The following is an 18,025-nucleotide window of genomic DNA, read 5'->3' on the forward strand; positions in this document are numbered from 1 at the left end:
TTAAGTTAACTTTTAAATACTGGTGTTATAAACCCATGAGGTAAATATGAGTAGGGTATTCAATATTGATGCTTCACAAAGTGTGCTTTTAGTGATTGATTTGCAAAGCAAGTTGGCACCTGCGATAGAGTGTTTTCCTACAATCTTGAGCTGTACTTTACAGCTGGCTCAAACGAGCCTTATATATGGTATACCCGTTTTAATTACAGAGCAGTATAAAAAAGGCTTAGGTGGCACACAAGATGAAATAAAAGCCCTTTTACCAAAAGCAACGTATTTCGATAAAACACATTTTAGTGCCTGTGCCGAACCTGGTTTTCTGGCGAGTATGAAGCAGTTTGCTCGGCCTCAGATAATTGTTGTTGGTACTGAAGCACATGTTTGTGTATTGCAAACTTGTTTAGATCTTTTACAAAGCGGGTTTGACGTAATTGTGATTGCAGATGCCGTTGGTTCTAGAAATGAAAAGCATAAGCAAATTGCTATTGATCAATTACAACAAGCGGGTGCTATAATTTCGTGTGCTGAAACTGTTATTTTTCAATGGGTAAAAAATTCAGCAACGACAACATTTAAAGAAGTTTTGTCTATAATAAAATAATGAATAGACCCTGCTTTAAATTAAAAATAAAGCGGATAAATAAATTCACCAAATTTTCCTGATTCCAATGAACTTATTGGCGTTTAACTACGTATGAATCAGGCTTAACTGATAAATCAAAAGTAGTAAGGTTTTTATGTCTAATGTTTCTAGGTTATTTACAATTATATTTAGTCTGCTATTTATTGAATCAATAGTTTTAGGCTTATATTTTGATACGTTGATGCAAGCTTTTGTTGTAGGTTTGCCACTTTGTTTGTTACCTATTTGGTTACTCAACACAAATGTAAATAGTCAAATAACACCACATATTGTTGCAGCAGCAACTATGATGTTTTCTTTTTTGCATATACAACAAACGTTTGGTCTGATTGAAGTGCATTTTGAAATATTTATTTTAATGCCCATGCTAATCGTATTTGTACAATGGCGTGTATTTATAACTGCAATTTTATTTGTCGCTGTCCATCACTTTTCTTTTTATTACTTACAAACTCAAAATACAGGTGTGTATGTATTCGACCCTGACAGACTTGCTTTTACAACGGTACTTATCCATGCCGGGTATGCAATAGTTGAAGTAATCGTAGCTGGGTATATCGCAATAACATTACGACGAGAGCGTAGAGCTGGTTTATCGCTAAGCTATGCAACAGAGCAAATAATGCAAGACCCTGCTCACATTAAGCTTTCTTTACGGGCTGACGCTACTGAAAGTGAAGCTGTTTTAGGTTTTAATACGTTGCTCGACTATTTATCTGATGTAATTAAAGAAGTGCAGACACAATCTGACTCTTTACAAGGTAACTCTCAAGAGTTGATTCAAGTACAGGCTCAATTAGCTGACGGGGCACAGCAACGAACACAACAAACTGATGATATTGCCAGTTCGGGTGCCCAAGTTGCGCATGGCTTTAAACTTGTAGAGCAAGAAAGTGAGATTTTAAAACATCAAGTAGATAACATCACCCAAGCCGCAAGTGATGCCTTGCATGAAGTGCTACAAACTGACAGTAAGAGTAGAGAACTACTAACTCTTTTAAATCATACTGAAGAGCAAATTAATCATTTAGTTGCCGCTGGGGATGTTATTTCAAGTCTTCTTAATGAAATATCAGGTATTGCTGAACAGACTAATTTATTAGCATTAAATGCGGCAATTGAGGCTGCGAGAGCGGGTGAGCACGGCCGTGGCTTTGCTGTGGTTGCTGATGAGGTTAGATCACTTGCGAATAACAGTAAAGCGACGACAGACAAAATTAGCCTTACATTAAAAGATTTAGTTAATAACAGTAAAACATCAACCCAGTCTATGAGCCAATGTGTTGATTTTGTTGTTGATTTAACGCATATAAGTACTGCAATGAAAGAGAATATTTCTGCAATGAGCGAGCAAATTGCTGCGGTATCTACAAGTACAAATTCGGTATCACAGGTTGTTGCAGAACAAGCAGTAAACACCTCGCAAATAGCTACGAGCACTGATCATATGCGAAAAAATCAATATGAAGACACTAAAATAGTTCAACAACTGACCTCTAAAGTACAATTAATACATGTCAGTATTGACGTGCTAGAGCAAAGTATTGCCAAATTTAAATAAGGTTAATTATTGGAATGCCATACTTATCATTGTGTGGTTTAGTGTTGTTATAACTGGGCTGGTGTATTTTCAATTAGGGCAGTTAAAAACTTTTGATAGCGCTAAAGTATTTATGCAAAAAAGTTGGTTTAATGACTTTAAACAACAGATTGTGTGGGACAATAAAGATACTGCGTCGCTGCTACTCGTTACTGAGGAAAGTTGTGGCTGTTTTACGCAGGCTAAGCCGCATATAAATTCACTCACTACTTTTGCCAAAAGCAAAGGACTTGGTGTTGTGCAGGTTCAACTAACGCAGCAATTGAAGCGAGTTGTACCTGCTACGCCTGCTGCTGTCATTATAGATAAGCACGGGCAATTTGTTTATGCAGGGCCATTGTCTGAAGGATTAGCGTGTTCACAGGGGAGTGGCTTTGTTGAAACAGTCATTACTAATTTGGCTTCAGGGTTTAATTCTGAGTTATTAATTACTGACACAAAGGGCTGTTATTGCACAAATAACGAATCATAAACACGCCTCGTTAAGCAATTACGTTATTGCAAGTGAGATTTATTTTCATTATCATGCCCACACCGTATTTTTGCCTATTTAATTCTAATGAAATTTTCTCTTTTATCTCTTGCAATCACATCTATTATTTTTAGTTCTGCAAACGTAATCGCTAGTGAAGTAGAACAAACATCACCTAATTCAATAAACAAAGCTGAAAACGCTATTGAGACTATTGAAGTAACGGGTCGCGCTTTTTCATTATATCGACCAACAGAGTCAGCATTTGGCACACGCACCAATACTCCACTAGAAAAAATACCACAATCAATTCAAATATTGCCACAAGCTTTAATAAGTGACCAAGCTGCACGTCAAATTACCGATTTATACAGTAATATCGCAGGTGTAAATGGTTTTAGCTATTCGGGTGTTACTTTTAGAGGATTTCGCCAAGACGAAATTTTATATGATGGCGTAAAAGGTGATCCGTTTAATGGCTTTGCTGTTCCGCAGTTATTTAACATTGAACAAGTTGCTGTGTTAAAAGGTCCCAGTGGGGCAGTTTATGGAAGTGGTAATCCTGGTGGGATTATTAACTATATGACTAAAAAGCCACAATATGACGCTAATACTGCCATTGAATTAGAAATCGGGAATGATGACTTTATAAGTGGCGCATTCGAATCAACGGGTAGCGTGAATGATGAGCAAACGCAAGCTTACAGAATTGGTATTTACAAAGATAGTCAAAACCCGTTTAGATATAACACGTCAGAAGATAATACCATTATAGATTTAGGCTATCGCTTTGATTTTAATAATGAGTCTAATCTTGTGCTGCAATATACTAATATAGATCAAGATTTAGGAGGAGCACGTTTACGTGGTGTGCCTGTTGACGAAAATGGTGATTTTATTGCAAGTAGAGATTGGAATCATAATGAAGCAACTGACTATCAAAAAATGTCTGCGGACGTATACCAAGCAACGTATAAAAACCAATTAAGTGATGTGTTTAGCTTAGATGTTACGACTCGTTATTTTACCAATGAAGAGCAACAAAACTATCATGAGCCACGTGGCTTGTCTGATACCGATAATGATGGTGTTGTTGATTGGAGTGAACGCGAATTTAGAGATCAAAAGCGCGAGAATGAAGGGCTAAGTATTACCGCTAATTTAATTGCTGAAACAACCATAGCCAATATGGAACATATGTTTTTAGTGGGCTCTGATTGGTACTCATCAAAATTTGATGCCGTGTACCGCACTGCGACTCAACAAAGTAAAGGCGGCCCTGTACCTGGACTCTCGCTGATTGATCCACAATATGGTTTAACATCGGCGGCTAATTACGACTTAGAAAATATAACACCGCGAATTATAAGCACAGACTCAAAAAGGTTAGGTATTTATATACAAGACCAAGTAGATATCACTGAAAAATGGAATATAACCGCAGGCTTGCGCTACGATCATTTTGAAGACACGGATAAAGTATCTAACGTTGAGTTCTCTGATAGCGATGTTACTTTTAGGGTAGGTACTAGCTACAATATTAGCGATACCTTTTTTCCTTATGCTTTATATGGCACCGGTTTTTTACCGCAAGATGCAGCAAGCCAGTCGCAAGAAGTTGGTGGACCATTTGAGCCTGAAAACAGCCATATTACAGAGCTAGGTTTACGTACTAAGTTACTTGATGACTCGTTAGCCATTAATATTGCGACGTATCAGATTATTCGTAAAAATATATTACAAACCAGCTTATTGCAAAACGACACGGGAATTGATCAACTTGAATCCCTAGGTGAAGTACAAAGTGATGGTTTTGAGCTTGAGATAGTGGGTGATATAACTGACAAGTGGGTTGTAACCGCAAGTTATGCGTATAACGACACGCGTATTAATGAGCAAAGTGAAGATTTTTCTGCGCAAGCAGAAGGCACTGATAAATTTGCAAATGCCCCACAAAATACAGCTGGCTTATGGACGCGCTACGATTTACCAAACATCAACTCATCAATAGCTGCAGGGCTTGACTATGTTGACGAACAAGTAAGCCTTGATGGCGCACACGTTAAACCATATACAATTTATAACATGGCCTGGAAAACGCAAGTAGAAAACTGGACATGGCAAATATCAGTTAAAAACGTCTTTGATAAAGAATATGCATCGAGTGGCTTTATTGACCGTACTGGGCATTTTCCTGGTGAGCCAAGACGCGTATATTTATCTGCAAAATATCAGTTTTAATACCAAAGTACCTCTAAGATAAAAGTACGAAAGCTCAATAATATTGAGCTTTCGTTTTAAATTAAATGTAGTTAAGGTTGGAAATAGCTGCTTGAGATAGGTTTATTCTCCGGAGTTTAGGTTAAATAGTAGCAAAGCCATATAACCCTAGTAAAACAAATACACTGGCCGAAACTGCACGCACTGTATTTAATGGCACTTGGCTTAAAAGCGCATTACCTGCAAAAATAACAGGTACATTTGCTATTAACATGCCCAGTGTAGTGCCAAGAGTAACCCACAAAATTGATTGGTATTGCGCGCCTAATAGAATGGTTGCTATTTGTGTTTTATCACCAACTTCGGCAATAAAAAACAATATACACGCGACAAAAAAAGCACCATATTTATCGTGCTTATGGCTAATTTCTTCATCCTTATCAGGAATAAGCAGCCAAAGGCCAACGCCAATAAAACTAGCATTAACAATCCATGGCATGTACTGAGTTGCAAAGTTATTGCTCAGCCAATTTCCAAACAAAGCACTGAGGCCATGGTTAATAATAGTTGCGGCTAATACACCTAAAATAAGTGCTATTTTATTGTGAAAACGTACGGCAAGTACTAACGATAAAAGCTGTGTTTTATCGCCTATTTCAGCTAAGGCTACTGTGACGGTTGATGTGAAAAAAACTTCCATAAATATTACTTACAGGCGGGAATATTAAACCAAGGCAAACAACTATCTCCCGCCATGAGGATAGTGCCTACCTAGGTCTCGCCGATAATGCTGCTACAACATTACAAACCTACCATGCACGTGAGGTGCAATTATGTTGATAAGTTTACTCGTCTATCAATTAATTAAAATATAAGTGCTCTAGTTCACTAACTAGTTGTTTATTGTAATTGACAGTACTGAGTAGGCTACTCCCCCAAGAGAAATTGCATTATTCCATAAATTTTTTATTCGGTAAATATTAAGAAGAGTATGGCGTTTGCTTTTATTTTAAAAAATGAATAAAAAGCAGACGCTATAAATAGCATCTGCTTTTACATATTTAAAATCAATTAGTTAAACCATAGTGAGCTTTAAAATTCACTTAAGCCTGAGGTTTAATTAAGTATTTTTCACCGGTTGCTTGTTTAGAGTAAGCCGCAATTGATTTTAAATGCAATACTTCAGCTAATGACACTTCATGTGTGTAGTGACTTGCAAATGTGGTAGTAATTTCATTTGCAACACGTTCGCGCATCGCCATTACTGTATTAGTTCCTAATTTACCTAATGCATTAAATAATAAAAATCCATTTACAGCCCAAGCAAAACCAAAGTTACGGTTTAGCGTAATTGGGCCTCGATCTAATGCACCATAAATATAAACTTGCTTGAATGTGTCAGAGCCATAAATAGTGTGCTCTTTCATATCACGAGCTGCAGCAATTTCCATACAATTAAGAATATCACTTGTTAATTGACCACCGCCAATGGGGTCAAACGCAATCGTTGCACCCGTTTCAATAATTGCCGCCGTTAAGTCCGAAAGAAAAGAGTCGCTACTTGAGTTAACAATATATTTTGCACCCATGTTACGTAATAGTGTTTCCTGTTCTGCTTTACGCACAATATTTATTAAATCAATACCATCGGCAATACAAATACGGTTTAACATTTGGCCTAGGTTAGAAGCTGCAGCGGCATGAATAATGGCTTTATGACCCTCCGCGCGCATGGTTTCTACCATTGCTAGTGCGGTAAGCGGGTTAACAAAAGATGACGCACCTTCTTTAGCTGTAGTCCCTTCTTTTAATTCTAAACAGCTCTGCACATTGGCACATATAAATTGACGATAAGTTCCTCCACCAATTACAGCTACGGTTTTACCTATTAATGCTTGTGCTGCTGGCGATGAGCCAGCTGCAACAACAGTCCCAGCACCTTCATTTCCAACTGGCGTTGCTTTATCAACTCGCGTTTTAAGTGAGGGCATGAATTGAGCCGGAACATCAGCTGTAATAACAGGGTTTTGCACAGTACCTGATTGCACCGCTGTAGACATATCAGCTGCGCTGAATAAAACGCCTAAGTCTGAAGGGTTTAGTGGAGCAGCTTCAAGACGAACAACAACCTCATCGGGGCCAGGTTGCGGCATTTCGATGTTTTTTAAAGCAAGTGTTAGTTTACCATTTTCACTAATAGTTGAAGTAAGTTGAATATTTGTATCAGTCATTTGGGTCACTCCTGTCAATAATTAAGTTCGTTGAACCAATCGCTTTATTGTATTGGTTATTTTTTGATTACACTTAGCGTAAAATATTACTTTGGATTCACTGCTTGAATTTGAGTTTTAATCTTTTGCATAAACTCAGGTATATTTGCCTGTCGATCCGCTTCTACTTTTTGGGCAATAGCAGATTGACTCATCGAATCGTTCCACTCTTTCATTTTAGGTACTTGTGCAAGTACATCCCAGTCAAGTTGGCTAGAGCCAAAAGCACTGACAATGGTGTTAACGTAATAAACGTAAATATCAGCCATTGTAAATTGCTCACCCGCAATACAAGGAGAAAATTTACATAATCGACTTAAGGCAATAACGCCACGGCTTAATACTTGGCGTACTTCAACTTTTAGTGATTCAGGGGCTTCAGTGCCTGAAAATACATAAGGTATTAATCGTCTACTTGGCAATTCAAAATAAAGTTCAGCTACTTTCATTATTTGGCGAACAACAGCGCGTTCTCCGGCATTTTCTGGGTATAACGCATTTTCAGGATAAGTTTCTTCAATAAAGTCGCAAATAACACTCGACTCTGAAATATTAAGTCCTTCAGATGTAGTAATAGCCGGGACTTTACCGACCGGACTGATGGCCAATAAGTCATCGTTACCACTATAAATTAGGTGTTCTTTAAATGAGAGTTCTTTATACAAAAGTACATGTTTTACTAAGTTGTAATAGTTACTCGCGGCGAAACCGTGCAAAGTAATCATAAATCAGTTCCCATTATTAATGTGAAGGTACTTTTTAATTGCATCAAAAATGCAAATTAAAACCTCATTTGTTAAGCTAAATACATTATTACTTGTTTTAATTTGGTTATATATAAGAGAAAATGCGAATCACTTTTGCCTTTAAGACAATAATAAAGGCATTCGCAAATTTACTTAATGGAGAGAAGAGTTGGATCAACTTCGGGCAATACGATATTTTAATAAAGTAGTAGAAACAGGAAGTTTTACTAAAGCTGCAAAAGTTTTTAATGTACCGCCATCTTCTTTATCAAGGCGAGTTGCAGATTTAGAAAAAAGTTTAGGTGCAACGCTTTTAAAGCGATCGACCCGTATTGTAAAGCTGACTGAAGTAGGCCAGATTTATTATAACGACATGCAGCAAATACTAAATCAGTTAGAGCAAAGCAATGAAACTGTTCGTAGTTACCAAACTACCCCAATGGGACGTCTACGCATCAGTTCGATGGTGGGTTTTGGCGAAAAAATCCTACTTCCTTTACTTGATGAGTTCAGCCAGCTGTACCCAGAAATTATATTAGATGTTAGTTTAAGTGATGAGTTATCAACACTTGGACGTGATGATGTTGATATTGCTATTCGTGGCGGTTACGCCCCAAATGAGCGAGTACTTGCAATAAGGCTTATGGACAATGGATTCATTCCCGTCGCTTCACCCCGTTATTTAGAAAAATACGGGGTGCCGATGAACGCGATGGAGTTGCAGCATCATAAGGGTCTTTATTTTAAAGCTCCATTAGGGCCAACGCCTTGGTTGTGCAATATGAATGGTCAATGGCATGATGTTTCAGGGCCTGCTGTCGCTATTTCAAACAATGGACCTTGGCTTGCAAAAAAGGCGTGCAACGGTGAAGGTATTTTAATGTCTACCCGATGGGCGTTAGCTTCATATCTAGAGTCAGGAAAATTGCAAGAGCTTACGTTTGAACATGAACTTACCATAACGCAAAGCGCCGAAATGGCCGTGTACTTGTTATATCAAAAACAACGCTACTTAGTACCAAAGGTAAAAGCGGCTGTGGATTTTTTAGTGCAAAAAATAAAAAGTAACAAATGAAAGTTAATAAAGTGAGTAATCTCAGGGCGCTATATTTACGCTTAGGCACTTAAACTGTGTAATTACCCTTTTTAGGAGAAAATCCTATTATTTTAAATCGATTGTTTTTAACCTGCGACCTATTCGTTCACTATTATCTAATGGATGAAATGAAAATAACCCGGCAATAAAGAGTAAATTATTAACTTAAAAATTAAATTTAATTGCCATCGTTTTGTTTGCGCAATTAGAGTGGCTGTCTAGTTTATTTTTAGAAAATCGTGTCGATAACAAGGCAAAAATTTCGTTATTTAGTTGTTCTATATCAGAAAATTTTAACGCGGTTAGCGTTAAATTTAATCCCTAAAATTGATTAAGTATTATTGCGGATTGGTATTACTACTTATCTTTATGCCGCTTAAAAACTAAGCCATGGACCAGAACTGACATAAAGGTAGTACACCCAACCCACATAAAATATGTATCTCATTAAGCCGAAAATAAATTATATTCAACGTCTTAGTTTCTTAGCTTAGTTCTGAAATTGAATTTTAGTAGGTCAGGATATAATCTATTAAGTCACTCAGTCGTAACAATATGACTAAAAGGCTACAACGTCTTATTAGTTAATCTTTGATAAACCAATTAATGCATTCTCACTTTCACCATCATGGCAACGGCTATCATTACCGTCTCTATTCTCTATAATTAAAGTATATTCACTGCCATTTTTTCCTTCAGCTATTGCCACTAATACCGGTGCTAATAGATATGCCTGTTCTGGGTATACAGTAACAGGTTCAAGCTCAAATCCAGAAGCTCGTTCATAACGAACTTCAAAAGTATCAAACGTTGAAAATACGTCTGTAATAATACCACTGCAAGTAAATACTTTGGCTTGACTTGAAAATGATATCGCCAAAATAAGACTTAAAACTACTTTCAAAAATAAATTTTTCATCACTGTAATCCTATATTATTTACCAACCTAATTGTTAGTAAAATGATAATACCTAGTAACTTACTTAAGATTGGTGACAAAAAAATTAACATTTAATGACATAAGTGAAAGTAACAAAGACGCCCATCCTAAACTTTCGCGAGTATTTCATGATGTAGTAGACAGGCTGTCATAATAAGCAAGTTACTGTAAAATTTTTAACCGAAAACGGCGAGCGAATATCAGTAACTGCGAAAAACTACTCGCATAAAACTTAAACTACTCAATAAAAAGTTAAAACTGAATCATGCAGCCATTTCATGTGTGTAATTTAGGTTTAATAGGGCTAATGACTTATTTAATGGATTAAATGAGAATAACCGTGCATTTACTTGTTCAATTAGAGTGACTGTCGGCTTTAGTTTGATCCCCTAAAATAAACTTCTAAAACCCCCGTAATTCCTTGTAAAACCAGTTAAAATAACAGCAAATCCTCTTTTTATATTTTACGTAAAATTGAAGTAATTAATTGAATCAAAATAGGAACTCGGCTATGGTTAATGCATCAATAAAAACAAATAAAAAACGAGTTAATCTACAGGCTCGTTAGACACTCATGAAGAAACAGCGACCCACAATACCAATTTCAGAGTGGAAGCTAGCTACTCACCTAGAGGCTACCCGAGAAATACAGAATCAAAAGGGTTTGCCTGCCCATGATTGCAATTGCGAATGGTGTTTTATCTGGAAATGCGGATTTACAGAGTTGCTACCTAAAGATTTGCGGGAGCAGTTAACTAGAATAGGTATCGAGATAAGGCATCCCACTGATCTATATAAATTCGGAGATACTGATAACGGTTCATCTATTCGGGTTGTCTTTCACGCCATAGGAAAAATATTAAGTGGTCCAAATCAATGGACGGCCAATGAAATGGGTGAAACTCTGATGTACCATACTGTTCGTAAAGAGCCATTCCTATCTTTAGTAGTTTTTCCTCAATGTAAATCATTTGATGAAGCGCCTACTCTCAAAAACACAGCGGCTGGGGATTTAGTTCGTATCGATATTCGTTTAGAAATACCAACTGAGGTAGTAGATATATATGCCTAATCGGGTAGCCGGAGGTCTCTAACCTCCAGCCCCCACACCACCCATCATGCGGGTCCGCAATGGGCGGTTCATCTCCAGTAATGAATACCGATCCAAATATCTCTCAATGACACTAAACCTTGTGATGCTAAATAGTCATTGCCTAGCGCAATGTTAATTCCTTTTGTTTTTGAGCTCCGACAAGGCCCTTTACTGGTGATACCACAGGCTATGGCGAGTCGTTCGCTAACACCCAGTTTTATTAAACTGCGTACTTTCGTGCGTGGTTTACGCCATTGCCGCCAGTAGCACATTCTTATCCTACGGCGGATCCAATGATCTAAATCCACCTTTAGCTGATAAGCGTTGGCTATTAGGTAATAGTGTCCCCAGCCACGTAAATACTGCGTAAGTTTATGAATATGTAGGGTCATTGAGATCCCCAGTTGCGGCTGGTGAGTTCTCTTACATTTGCTTTAAATTTCTTTAGCGCCTGTTCGTGGAACTGTGGAAGATTAGGATGGCACCCATCCTAATTATTACGAAAAAAGCCAACAAAAATAGCATGAAGAGTGCATTATTATAAATAATGAATCACGCAAAAAGCTGAACTATTTTAATAAGGTGAAAGTGAAAATAGAGAGCCCAATCGGACGGCGACAGCTGTTTATTAAAGAATGGCAAACAATTCGGCTGTATTGAACCTGCTTTCCTTTAAATAAAAAGCGGAATATTACAGTGAACACAGGCATGAATAAATTGACCTTACGGAGCCAAGCGAAAGTGAACGCCCAATGGCAACTGTATTGCCTTGTTCATAATATAGAAAAGCTGCAAAACACGATGCATTAAGAGAGGCAGCCCCTTTTAAGCCAAAATAAAGCCACTGAAACACCCGCAACTCCTTCCAAAATGTGACAATTAGGATGACACCCATCCTAATTATTACGAAAAAAGCCAACAAAAGCAGTATGAAGAGTGCATTTTTATAAATAATGAATCACGCAAAAAGCTGAGCTATGTTCATAATATAGAAAAGCTGAAAAACACGATGCATTAAGATAGTTAAGCCCTTTTAACATAAAATAAAGCAACTCAACCCCCCGTAATTCCTTCCAAAACACCTATTAAAACAACATCAAACTCTTTTTATATTCTATGAAAAACACAGTAATCGATTGAACAAAAATAGGAACTCAGCTATGGTTTGTTTATCAATAAAAACAAATTTAAAAACGAGTTAATCTACAGGCTCGTTGAGGCTGTAGAATTACTTATTTTTAAGAAAAACAGCCTGTTTTATGGGTTCCAAATGAATTACCTAATGCTTTAAAAACGCTTAGCGTTGATTTTAGGCGCTCGTTTTAAATTAATTTGGTTGTTGGAGTTATTCTACAGTCTCGTTATGTTCGAAAAGGAATATTATGTTTAGAATTTTAAAGTTAGTAATTATAGTTTTTTATTTCGCTAGTTTTTACTCGTTCGCTGAAAATATTGACGACAAAGCGCAATTAGAAAAAATGGTAGTAAAATATGAGTCGGCGGTTGAGTTAAGCAAAGAATGCATATCTTCAAAAATGAAAAATATTTCGAGTTGCAAAGCGTTTCAAAAGATTTATCTCTTTGAGTTAAAGGACAGCTTCGCAGCGTTTACGACTAATTTAGGTTCGTACATAGAATTAGATGTAGACATCACCTTGCGTGGCGTGGCAGCTATAACCTCAGCAAGTGAAGCGGCGCTTGATATATACGCACATAACAAAAACATTAAGACGAACAATTCACAAGAGCAGTAAATCGCCGCTTATATGAGTGTTACCAATGTCTGCTCATGGCACAAACCGGAAATCACCTTCCCATAAATTCCGTACTTATACATTAAGGCTTCTGAAGCCTTAATGTCATTAATTTTCAACCATTCAAATATTTACCTAAACCTAACCTTACTTAAATTTAAAGTCGACTCTAATAAATCTCAATCTGTGTGCCACACCTTGCGTAAAATTAAAACAATTCTCAAGCTGCCGCGAATTCTCAATTTAAGTGGCGCTGGCCACATAAGCTGAAAAAAGATACATTTTAGCCAATAAAATAATTGATAACTATTTTCGTTTAGATTAATATGCACATACTAAATGTAATTGAGAGTGGTTTGTATTCATGTATATTTGTCTATGTCACGGTGTGACAGATAAAAAAATTGAGCAAACAATTGACGATGGTGCAACGACCATGCGTGAATTAACTAAAGAGCTTAAAGTGGGCAGCCAATGCGGTAAGTGTTGTGGTTGTACTAAAAAGATCCTTAATCGCAGACTTATTCAGATTGCGGATGTAACGGATCAAGTTGCTTAATTACGTATAAAATTTAGATATAAAAAAAGCAGCTTTTTAGCTGCTTTTTTTGTGGCTGAATTATTGTTTACAGTTGAGACTGTAAATAGTTTTTAATGCCCGTATTTTTAATAAGTAACTGTTGGGTTTCTAACCAATCAATTTGCTCTTCTTGTTCATTTAAAATGTGATCAAGGGCTTCACGGGTAATATAATCTTTTTTACTTTCAGCCAGTTTAACTGCGCTTCGTAATTCATCAATCGTATCGAGTTCAAAGCTCATGTTAGCAGCAATCATTTCTTCGCTGTTTTCACCAATACGTAATCGGCCTAAGTCTTGAAGATTTGGTAAGCCTTCTAAAAACAAAATACGTTCAATTAATCGATCGGCGTTTTTCATTTTTTGGATAGATACTTTGTAATCTGCTTTGTCTAGTTGAGTGAAGCCAAAGTCTTTAAACATGCGTGCATGTAAAAAATATTGGTTAATACCAACAAGCTCATTAGCGAGTACTTTATTTAGCGCCGCAATAACGTCTTTATCGCCTTTCATAATATGCTCCTACTAAGCCATTTGTGCTTGATGATAATTTTCAGAACCAATTTTATCAATTAGACCAAGTTGTTGCTCTAACCAGTAAACATGATCTTCTTCGGTATCAAATAACAGCTTTTCTAAAATGCTACGTGATTGGTAATCTTGCTGTTCTTCACATATTGCGATTACGTCTTTAACACACGCTACTACTTCAAGCTCTAGTGTTAAATCGTTTTGCATCATACTTTTTACATCGCTACCGATAAGTAAGTCACGGCGCTTAGTCATATTTGGTACACCTTCTAAAAACAAGATGCGCTTAATAAGCCAATCTGCGTGATCTTTTTCTTCTTCCATTTCATGGTTAAGGCGTTCGTATAGCTTGTTTAAACCCCAGTCGTCATACATGCGCGAGTGTATAAAATACTGATCGATTGCTGCTAATTCGTTAGCTAACAATGTATTAAACGCATCGATTACTTTTTGATTACCTTTCATGATAAATCGCCTTAACTATTTCAATTGTAAGCAGTGTAGTATAAATTGAATGAATTGCAAGTTTTCTCTATAAAAATCATTGTGTTACTATTGGTTTTGATTCTTATTTAAGTTTGCGTTATTGCTTGGTTTATGGACAGTTTTTTATTTGTATTAGTATCTGAGAATGATTACTAGAGGTATTTATAGACAATAAGTTGAGATACTGCTTTTTATATTATTTTTTTAAATAAATAGGCATGCTGATGATGCCTATTTATTGAGTCTATTGCTAATTAAAACTGGTATTTAGCACCGAGGGTAGCCGTTGTGCCTAATCCTTTGATGTTATAGCCGCCGTAAGTGTAAGATTGTGCGCGGGCAGGGTAGTAATCGCTATTGAACAGGTTTTCGATACCAAAATAGCCACTCCACCTGGCGTTAACGTTGTACTGGCCACTTAAGTTAAATGTGTTGTAGCTACTCACAGGGCCCTGATCGCCAGAGTATTGGCCTTGCGCATTTTTATCAAAGCGCTTTCTGTCACCTACATATAAAAAACTCATTGCAAGTGATAACTTTTCGTTAGTTTGCCATGTTAAATTAGCAGTGGCTTTAGGTGGGCTGATTTGTTTTGCCCCTAAATATTCATCCGCTTCAGTATTTTTTCCTTCTACGTAGCTGTATGTAGCACTTAATTTAAGATCTTGATTAATAGTATAATTAACTAAACCTTCGTAACCCCATATTTCTTGCGGTGCGCGTACGGGTTCGTAAACACCCGTTACTTCGTTAAATTCATTACTGGTGCCAAGCTCTGAAGTACTTCTGTACAGTGCAAATTCAAAACGAACGTTTTCAAACTGTGAAGTAAAACCAATTTCGTAGTTGTCAATTATAGATGCTTGTGTCTGAATAAGTGCAATATCGTCAACGGTTGCAGCGCGAAGTAAGCGCCCAATATCAGAAATATCAGATCCCTGTGAATAACTAAAAAATGGGCTGAATGCATCTGTTAAATTGTATTTTATGCCTGCATTATACGTTGTAGCGTCATAGTTTATGGTATCACCACGCACATTTAATGGGACTGAGCATTGCGAAGGGGTTCTACACAGTTTTAATGTTTGGTAATCACTTACGCTCAAATCAATACTTTCGTTTCTTACACCTGCTTTTACAATAATATCGTCGTTTATTACCCATTTTGTTTGTAAAAAACCAGCAACACTTTCCATGTCCATTTCTGGTACCCACACACGGCCATCCACCAAAGGTTGTGATGTTTTATCGTTTAAGGCATCAATGCCGTAGATTAGGGTGGCTGCTACGTTCTCAAAATCAAACTGGCTATTAAATGTAGCCCTTGCACCTTGCTTTTCTGATTTAATAACGGACTGACCACCGGTATAGCCTTCATCGAGGTTAGCTAGGTTAGTGGAGAAAAAGAATACGTTTTCTATATCTTGTTTATAAAGATCGAGGGTCATTTGTGTATTTTCAAACAACGCGTAGTCAACATATTTTAGAGTAATATTAACGTTGCCATCGGGTCCTTGCGGCTTACCTTGCTTTTGTAGTTCTTTAGGTACGTGAATAGCGTGTGTTTTTTCCCCTATATTGCCATCGCCAGTAATATCACCTAAGTCAGTTTTTTGCTGTGAGCTGTAAAAGTTATAGCTAAACTGCAATTGCTTTTCGTCGTCAAAATCGTAACTTAGTTTAGTAAAGTAATTTTGAGTTTCAGAGTCTGATAAACCGTATTGTAAGCCTAAAATATCGCCCTGTGCATCGCGTTGCACGCCGTTTTCTTCATAGCTTGCCGTTAACAGGTAGCTTAATTTATCGATCTTGCCGTTTACTGCTGCCGATATTCTACCGCCGCCACTTTCTGCTAATTTAACAGCGCTAAAGCGGCTTGAAATACTTATTTCACCTTCAGGCTTACCATCACTGCGAGCCTGTTTTGTTATGTAGTTAATAATGCCACCTGAAGCACCATTACCATAAATAGAAGTCGCGCCTTTTATAACTTCAATGCGCGCTATGGCACTTGCATCAAGTGTTTTTATGCCTAAAGAGCCGTTACGAAGAGGGGTTGATTGCGGTACACCATCAATCATTATTAAAGGCGCACGGCCACGTAGCGTTTGTCCTGAATTACTTGAGCTGCCTGTATCTGGGGCAAGCCCTGGAACCATTTGTGCAAGTAAACTCCCCAGTTCTGAGCTTACTTTTAAATGCTGCTGTATTTGTTGTTGATTAATAACGGTAATAGAGGCAGGTACTTCGTCAATACTTTCTGAGATACGACTGCCAGATACAATGACATGTTCTAATTGTTCAGAAGCGTATTCATTTTTATTATTTTCATCTGCTAGCGTGTTAGTACTTACTGCAACAGCAATAAGGCAAAGCGAAGTTTTTAACATGGGAGAGCTCTTAGTTGATAATAATTTTCGCAATGGTAATTATTATCAACTAATCACGCAAGTGTTAATGAGATTTATTTTCGTTTGTGGCGTTTTAACCAAAAATACACACCGCTTACAATAAAAAATGCGAGTGAAAGGGCAATCAATAACCATATAAATTGCACTATGGGGCCTGCAAAATCCCCAATGTGAAATTTATACTTAAAGTTCCATGCTTGCGTCGTAAAGTTGGCTTTACTTGCGTCAAATGAGTTTAATACTTTGCCTGTAAATGGATTTACCCATACCCAACTATAAGCATGGCTTTCACCAGGGTTTTGAATTCTGAGCGCAATGGCATCGTCTGCTTTTTTAGGTAAGTAAATTCTAAATAATCGACCATCAGGGAATACATCCCCAGCATTTTTAATTGCTTCGTTATAGTTTATATCAGCTTGAGAAGGCGCTATTATTTTTGGCGCTTTGGGCCTTTGTTCTACTTTATTAAACGTTACAAATTCTAATACTGATTGAGTTTGTGTTTTCCAATTAAATGCCATACCAGTAAAGGCAATAAGTACAAGCGGTATAAAAAAGTAAACACCAAGTACGGTATGTAATTGATACATTAGCACTCTAAATTTGGCTTTAGGCTTAATAGCTAAACGCTTAATTCTGTTTTTTGGTTTTATCCATAGGTAAAAGCCGAGTAGTACATTGATTAAAAGTAATAATGCACACACTGACATCCAATTTTTAAATGGTTTTTTACCATCACTATCTTCAAATAATAACCAGCGATGTAAGCCTAAAGCAAAGCCATAAATTGTGTCTGTTGTTTGATAGCTATGAATTATTTTTCCAGAATAAGGATTGACACTCACGTAGTGCTTGTTAGCCAATCTAAATTGCCAAGCTAATGCTTTATTTTGCTCGGGCATAAAAAAAACAATTTTTTGTTGTGTTTGCGTTTGCACGCTTTCTATCAATTTTTGATTGTTTAATGTACGAGGCTGCGGAATAACTTGCCATTTATCTGGCTGAATGAAGTGCTGTATGTCTTTTGCATAAATCATAACAGCACCGGTTAAGCTCACTATTAATAAAAATAGTCCGCTAATGAGGGCAAGGCCTAAATGAATTCTACGTAACCAAAGTTTCAAAAACAGTATCTCATTATAAGTTAGTAGCAATATTGTAAATGATAATACGAGATGTTTTCAA

16 protein-coding genes and 2 pseudogenes are annotated in these 18,025 nt (G+C 37.0%); 9 read left to right on the plus strand and 9 right to left on the minus strand.

Going from position 1 to position 18,025, the window contains the following annotated elements:
- Window positions 1–46: 46 nt before the first annotated feature.
- The 4 genes from D172_RS18605 (at window position 47) to D172_RS18620 (ending at window position 4,956) form a co-directional block, all read left to right on the plus strand.
- A complete protein-coding gene (locus D172_RS18605) occupies window positions 47–601 on the plus strand; it encodes an isochorismatase family protein (RefSeq protein ID WP_007375611.1) in 555 nt (184 codons plus the stop codon).
- 136 nt (window positions 602–737) lie between these two features.
- The gene (locus tag D172_RS18610; protein ID WP_007375610.1) at window positions 738–2,204 is read left to right on the plus strand and encodes a methyl-accepting chemotaxis protein; all 1,467 of its coding nucleotides are present in this window, start codon (window positions 738–740) and stop codon (window positions 2,202–2,204) included.
- Entirely contained in the window at window positions 2,188–2,715 is a 528-nt protein-coding gene (locus D172_RS18615; protein WP_007375609.1) for a DUF6436 domain-containing protein, read from the plus strand. The genes D172_RS18610 and D172_RS18615 overlap by 17 nt, the downstream gene beginning before the upstream one ends.
- 87 nt (window positions 2,716–2,802) lie before the next feature.
- Window positions 2,803–4,956: a TonB-dependent siderophore receptor gene (locus D172_RS18620; RefSeq protein ID WP_007375608.1), complete on the plus strand. Its 2,154-nt coding sequence runs from the start codon at window positions 2,803–2,805 to the stop codon at window positions 4,954–4,956.
- Window positions 4,957–5,077: 121 nt separating this feature from the next.
- Here the strand turns inward: D172_RS18620 and D172_RS18625 are convergent, their stop codons facing one another.
- The 3 genes from D172_RS18625 to D172_RS18635 all read right to left on the minus strand — a co-directional run bounded on the left by D172_RS18625 (window position 5,078) and on the right by D172_RS18635 (window position 7,930).
- A complete protein-coding gene (locus tag D172_RS18625; RefSeq protein ID WP_007375607.1) occupies window positions 5,078–5,635 on the minus strand; it encodes a TMEM165/GDT1 family protein in 558 nt (185 codons plus the stop codon).
- Between the two features lie 403 nt (window positions 5,636–6,038).
- Window positions 6,039–7,166, minus strand: coding sequence for a zinc-binding dehydrogenase (locus tag D172_RS18630; protein WP_007375606.1), 1,128 nt, complete (start codon window positions 7,164–7,166; stop codon window positions 6,039–6,041).
- Window positions 7,167–7,252: 86 nt separating this feature from the next.
- Window positions 7,253–7,930 carry a glutathione S-transferase family protein gene (locus D172_RS18635; RefSeq protein ID WP_007375605.1) on the minus strand — a complete coding sequence of 226 codons (678 nt, stop codon included), beginning with the start codon at window positions 7,928–7,930 and terminating at the stop codon, window positions 7,253–7,255.
- Window positions 7,931–8,120: 190 nt separating this feature from the next.
- Here D172_RS18635 and D172_RS18640 point away from each other — a divergent pair, with 190 nt between their 5' ends.
- Window positions 8,121–9,026 (plus strand): LysR family transcriptional regulator, encoded by a 906-nt coding sequence (locus D172_RS18640; RefSeq protein ID WP_007375604.1) that lies wholly within the window; start codon window positions 8,121–8,123, stop codon window positions 9,024–9,026.
- 601 nt (window positions 9,027–9,627) lie between these two features.
- On the opposite strand, the gene D172_RS18645 is transcribed toward D172_RS18640, so the two are convergent.
- Window positions 9,628–9,966 (minus strand): hypothetical protein, encoded by a 339-nt coding sequence (locus D172_RS18645; protein ID WP_007375603.1) that lies wholly within the window; start codon window positions 9,964–9,966, stop codon window positions 9,628–9,630.
- A 595-nt stretch (window positions 9,967–10,561) separates the two neighbouring features.
- Here D172_RS18645 and D172_RS18650 point away from each other — a divergent pair.
- Window positions 10,562–11,059: a hypothetical protein gene (locus tag D172_RS18650; protein ID WP_033015166.1), complete on the plus strand. Its 498-nt coding sequence runs from the start codon at window positions 10,562–10,564 to the stop codon at window positions 11,057–11,059.
- Window positions 11,060–11,127: 68 nt separating this feature from the next.
- On the opposite strand, the pseudogene D172_RS18655 reads toward D172_RS18650, so the two are convergent.
- A pseudogene (locus D172_RS18655) lies at window positions 11,128–11,546 on the minus strand (group II intron maturase-specific domain-containing protein); the annotation flags it as partial.
- A 77-nt stretch (window positions 11,547–11,623) separates the two neighbouring features.
- Between D172_RS18655 and D172_RS21965 the strand changes: the two are divergent.
- From D172_RS21965 to D172_RS18665, 3 genes and pseudogenes are all read left to right on the plus strand, one after another.
- A pseudogene (locus D172_RS21965) lies at window positions 11,624–11,890 on the plus strand (transposase); the annotation flags it as partial.
- A gap of 572 nt (window positions 11,891–12,462) precedes the next feature.
- Window positions 12,463–12,834, plus strand: a complete 372-nt coding sequence (locus D172_RS18660) for a hypothetical protein (protein ID WP_007375600.1) — start codon at window positions 12,463–12,465, stop codon at window positions 12,832–12,834.
- 364 nt (window positions 12,835–13,198) lie between these two features.
- The gene (locus D172_RS18665; protein WP_002960627.1) at window positions 13,199–13,393 is read left to right on the plus strand and encodes a (2Fe-2S)-binding protein; all 195 of its coding nucleotides are present in this window, start codon (window positions 13,199–13,201) and stop codon (window positions 13,391–13,393) included.
- A gap of 67 nt (window positions 13,394–13,460) precedes the next feature.
- On the opposite strand, the gene bfr (D172_RS18670) is transcribed toward D172_RS18665, so the two are convergent.
- From bfr (D172_RS18670) to D172_RS18685, 4 genes are all read right to left on the minus strand, one after another.
- Window positions 13,461–13,925 carry a bacterioferritin gene (gene bfr / locus D172_RS18670; RefSeq protein ID WP_002958984.1) on the minus strand — a complete coding sequence of 155 codons (465 nt, stop codon included), beginning with the start codon at window positions 13,923–13,925 and terminating at the stop codon, window positions 13,461–13,463.
- 12 nt (window positions 13,926–13,937) lie between these two features.
- A complete protein-coding gene (bfr, locus tag D172_RS18675; RefSeq protein ID WP_007375598.1) occupies window positions 13,938–14,408 on the minus strand; it encodes a bacterioferritin in 471 nt (156 codons plus the stop codon).
- 275 nt (window positions 14,409–14,683) lie between these two features.
- Entirely contained in the window at window positions 14,684–16,819 is a 2,136-nt protein-coding gene (locus D172_RS18680; protein WP_007375597.1) for a TonB-dependent receptor, read from the minus strand.
- Between the two features lie 74 nt (window positions 16,820–16,893).
- Window positions 16,894–17,964: a PepSY-associated TM helix domain-containing protein gene (locus D172_RS18685; RefSeq protein WP_007375596.1), complete on the minus strand. Its 1,071-nt coding sequence runs from the start codon at window positions 17,962–17,964 to the stop codon at window positions 16,894–16,896.
- Window positions 17,965–18,025 lie beyond the last annotated feature (61 nt).

The sequence above is a fragment of the Pseudoalteromonas sp. Bsw20308 genome (assembly GCF_000310105.2).
GTDB lineage: Bacteria > Pseudomonadota > Gammaproteobacteria > Enterobacterales > Alteromonadaceae > Pseudoalteromonas > Pseudoalteromonas fuliginea.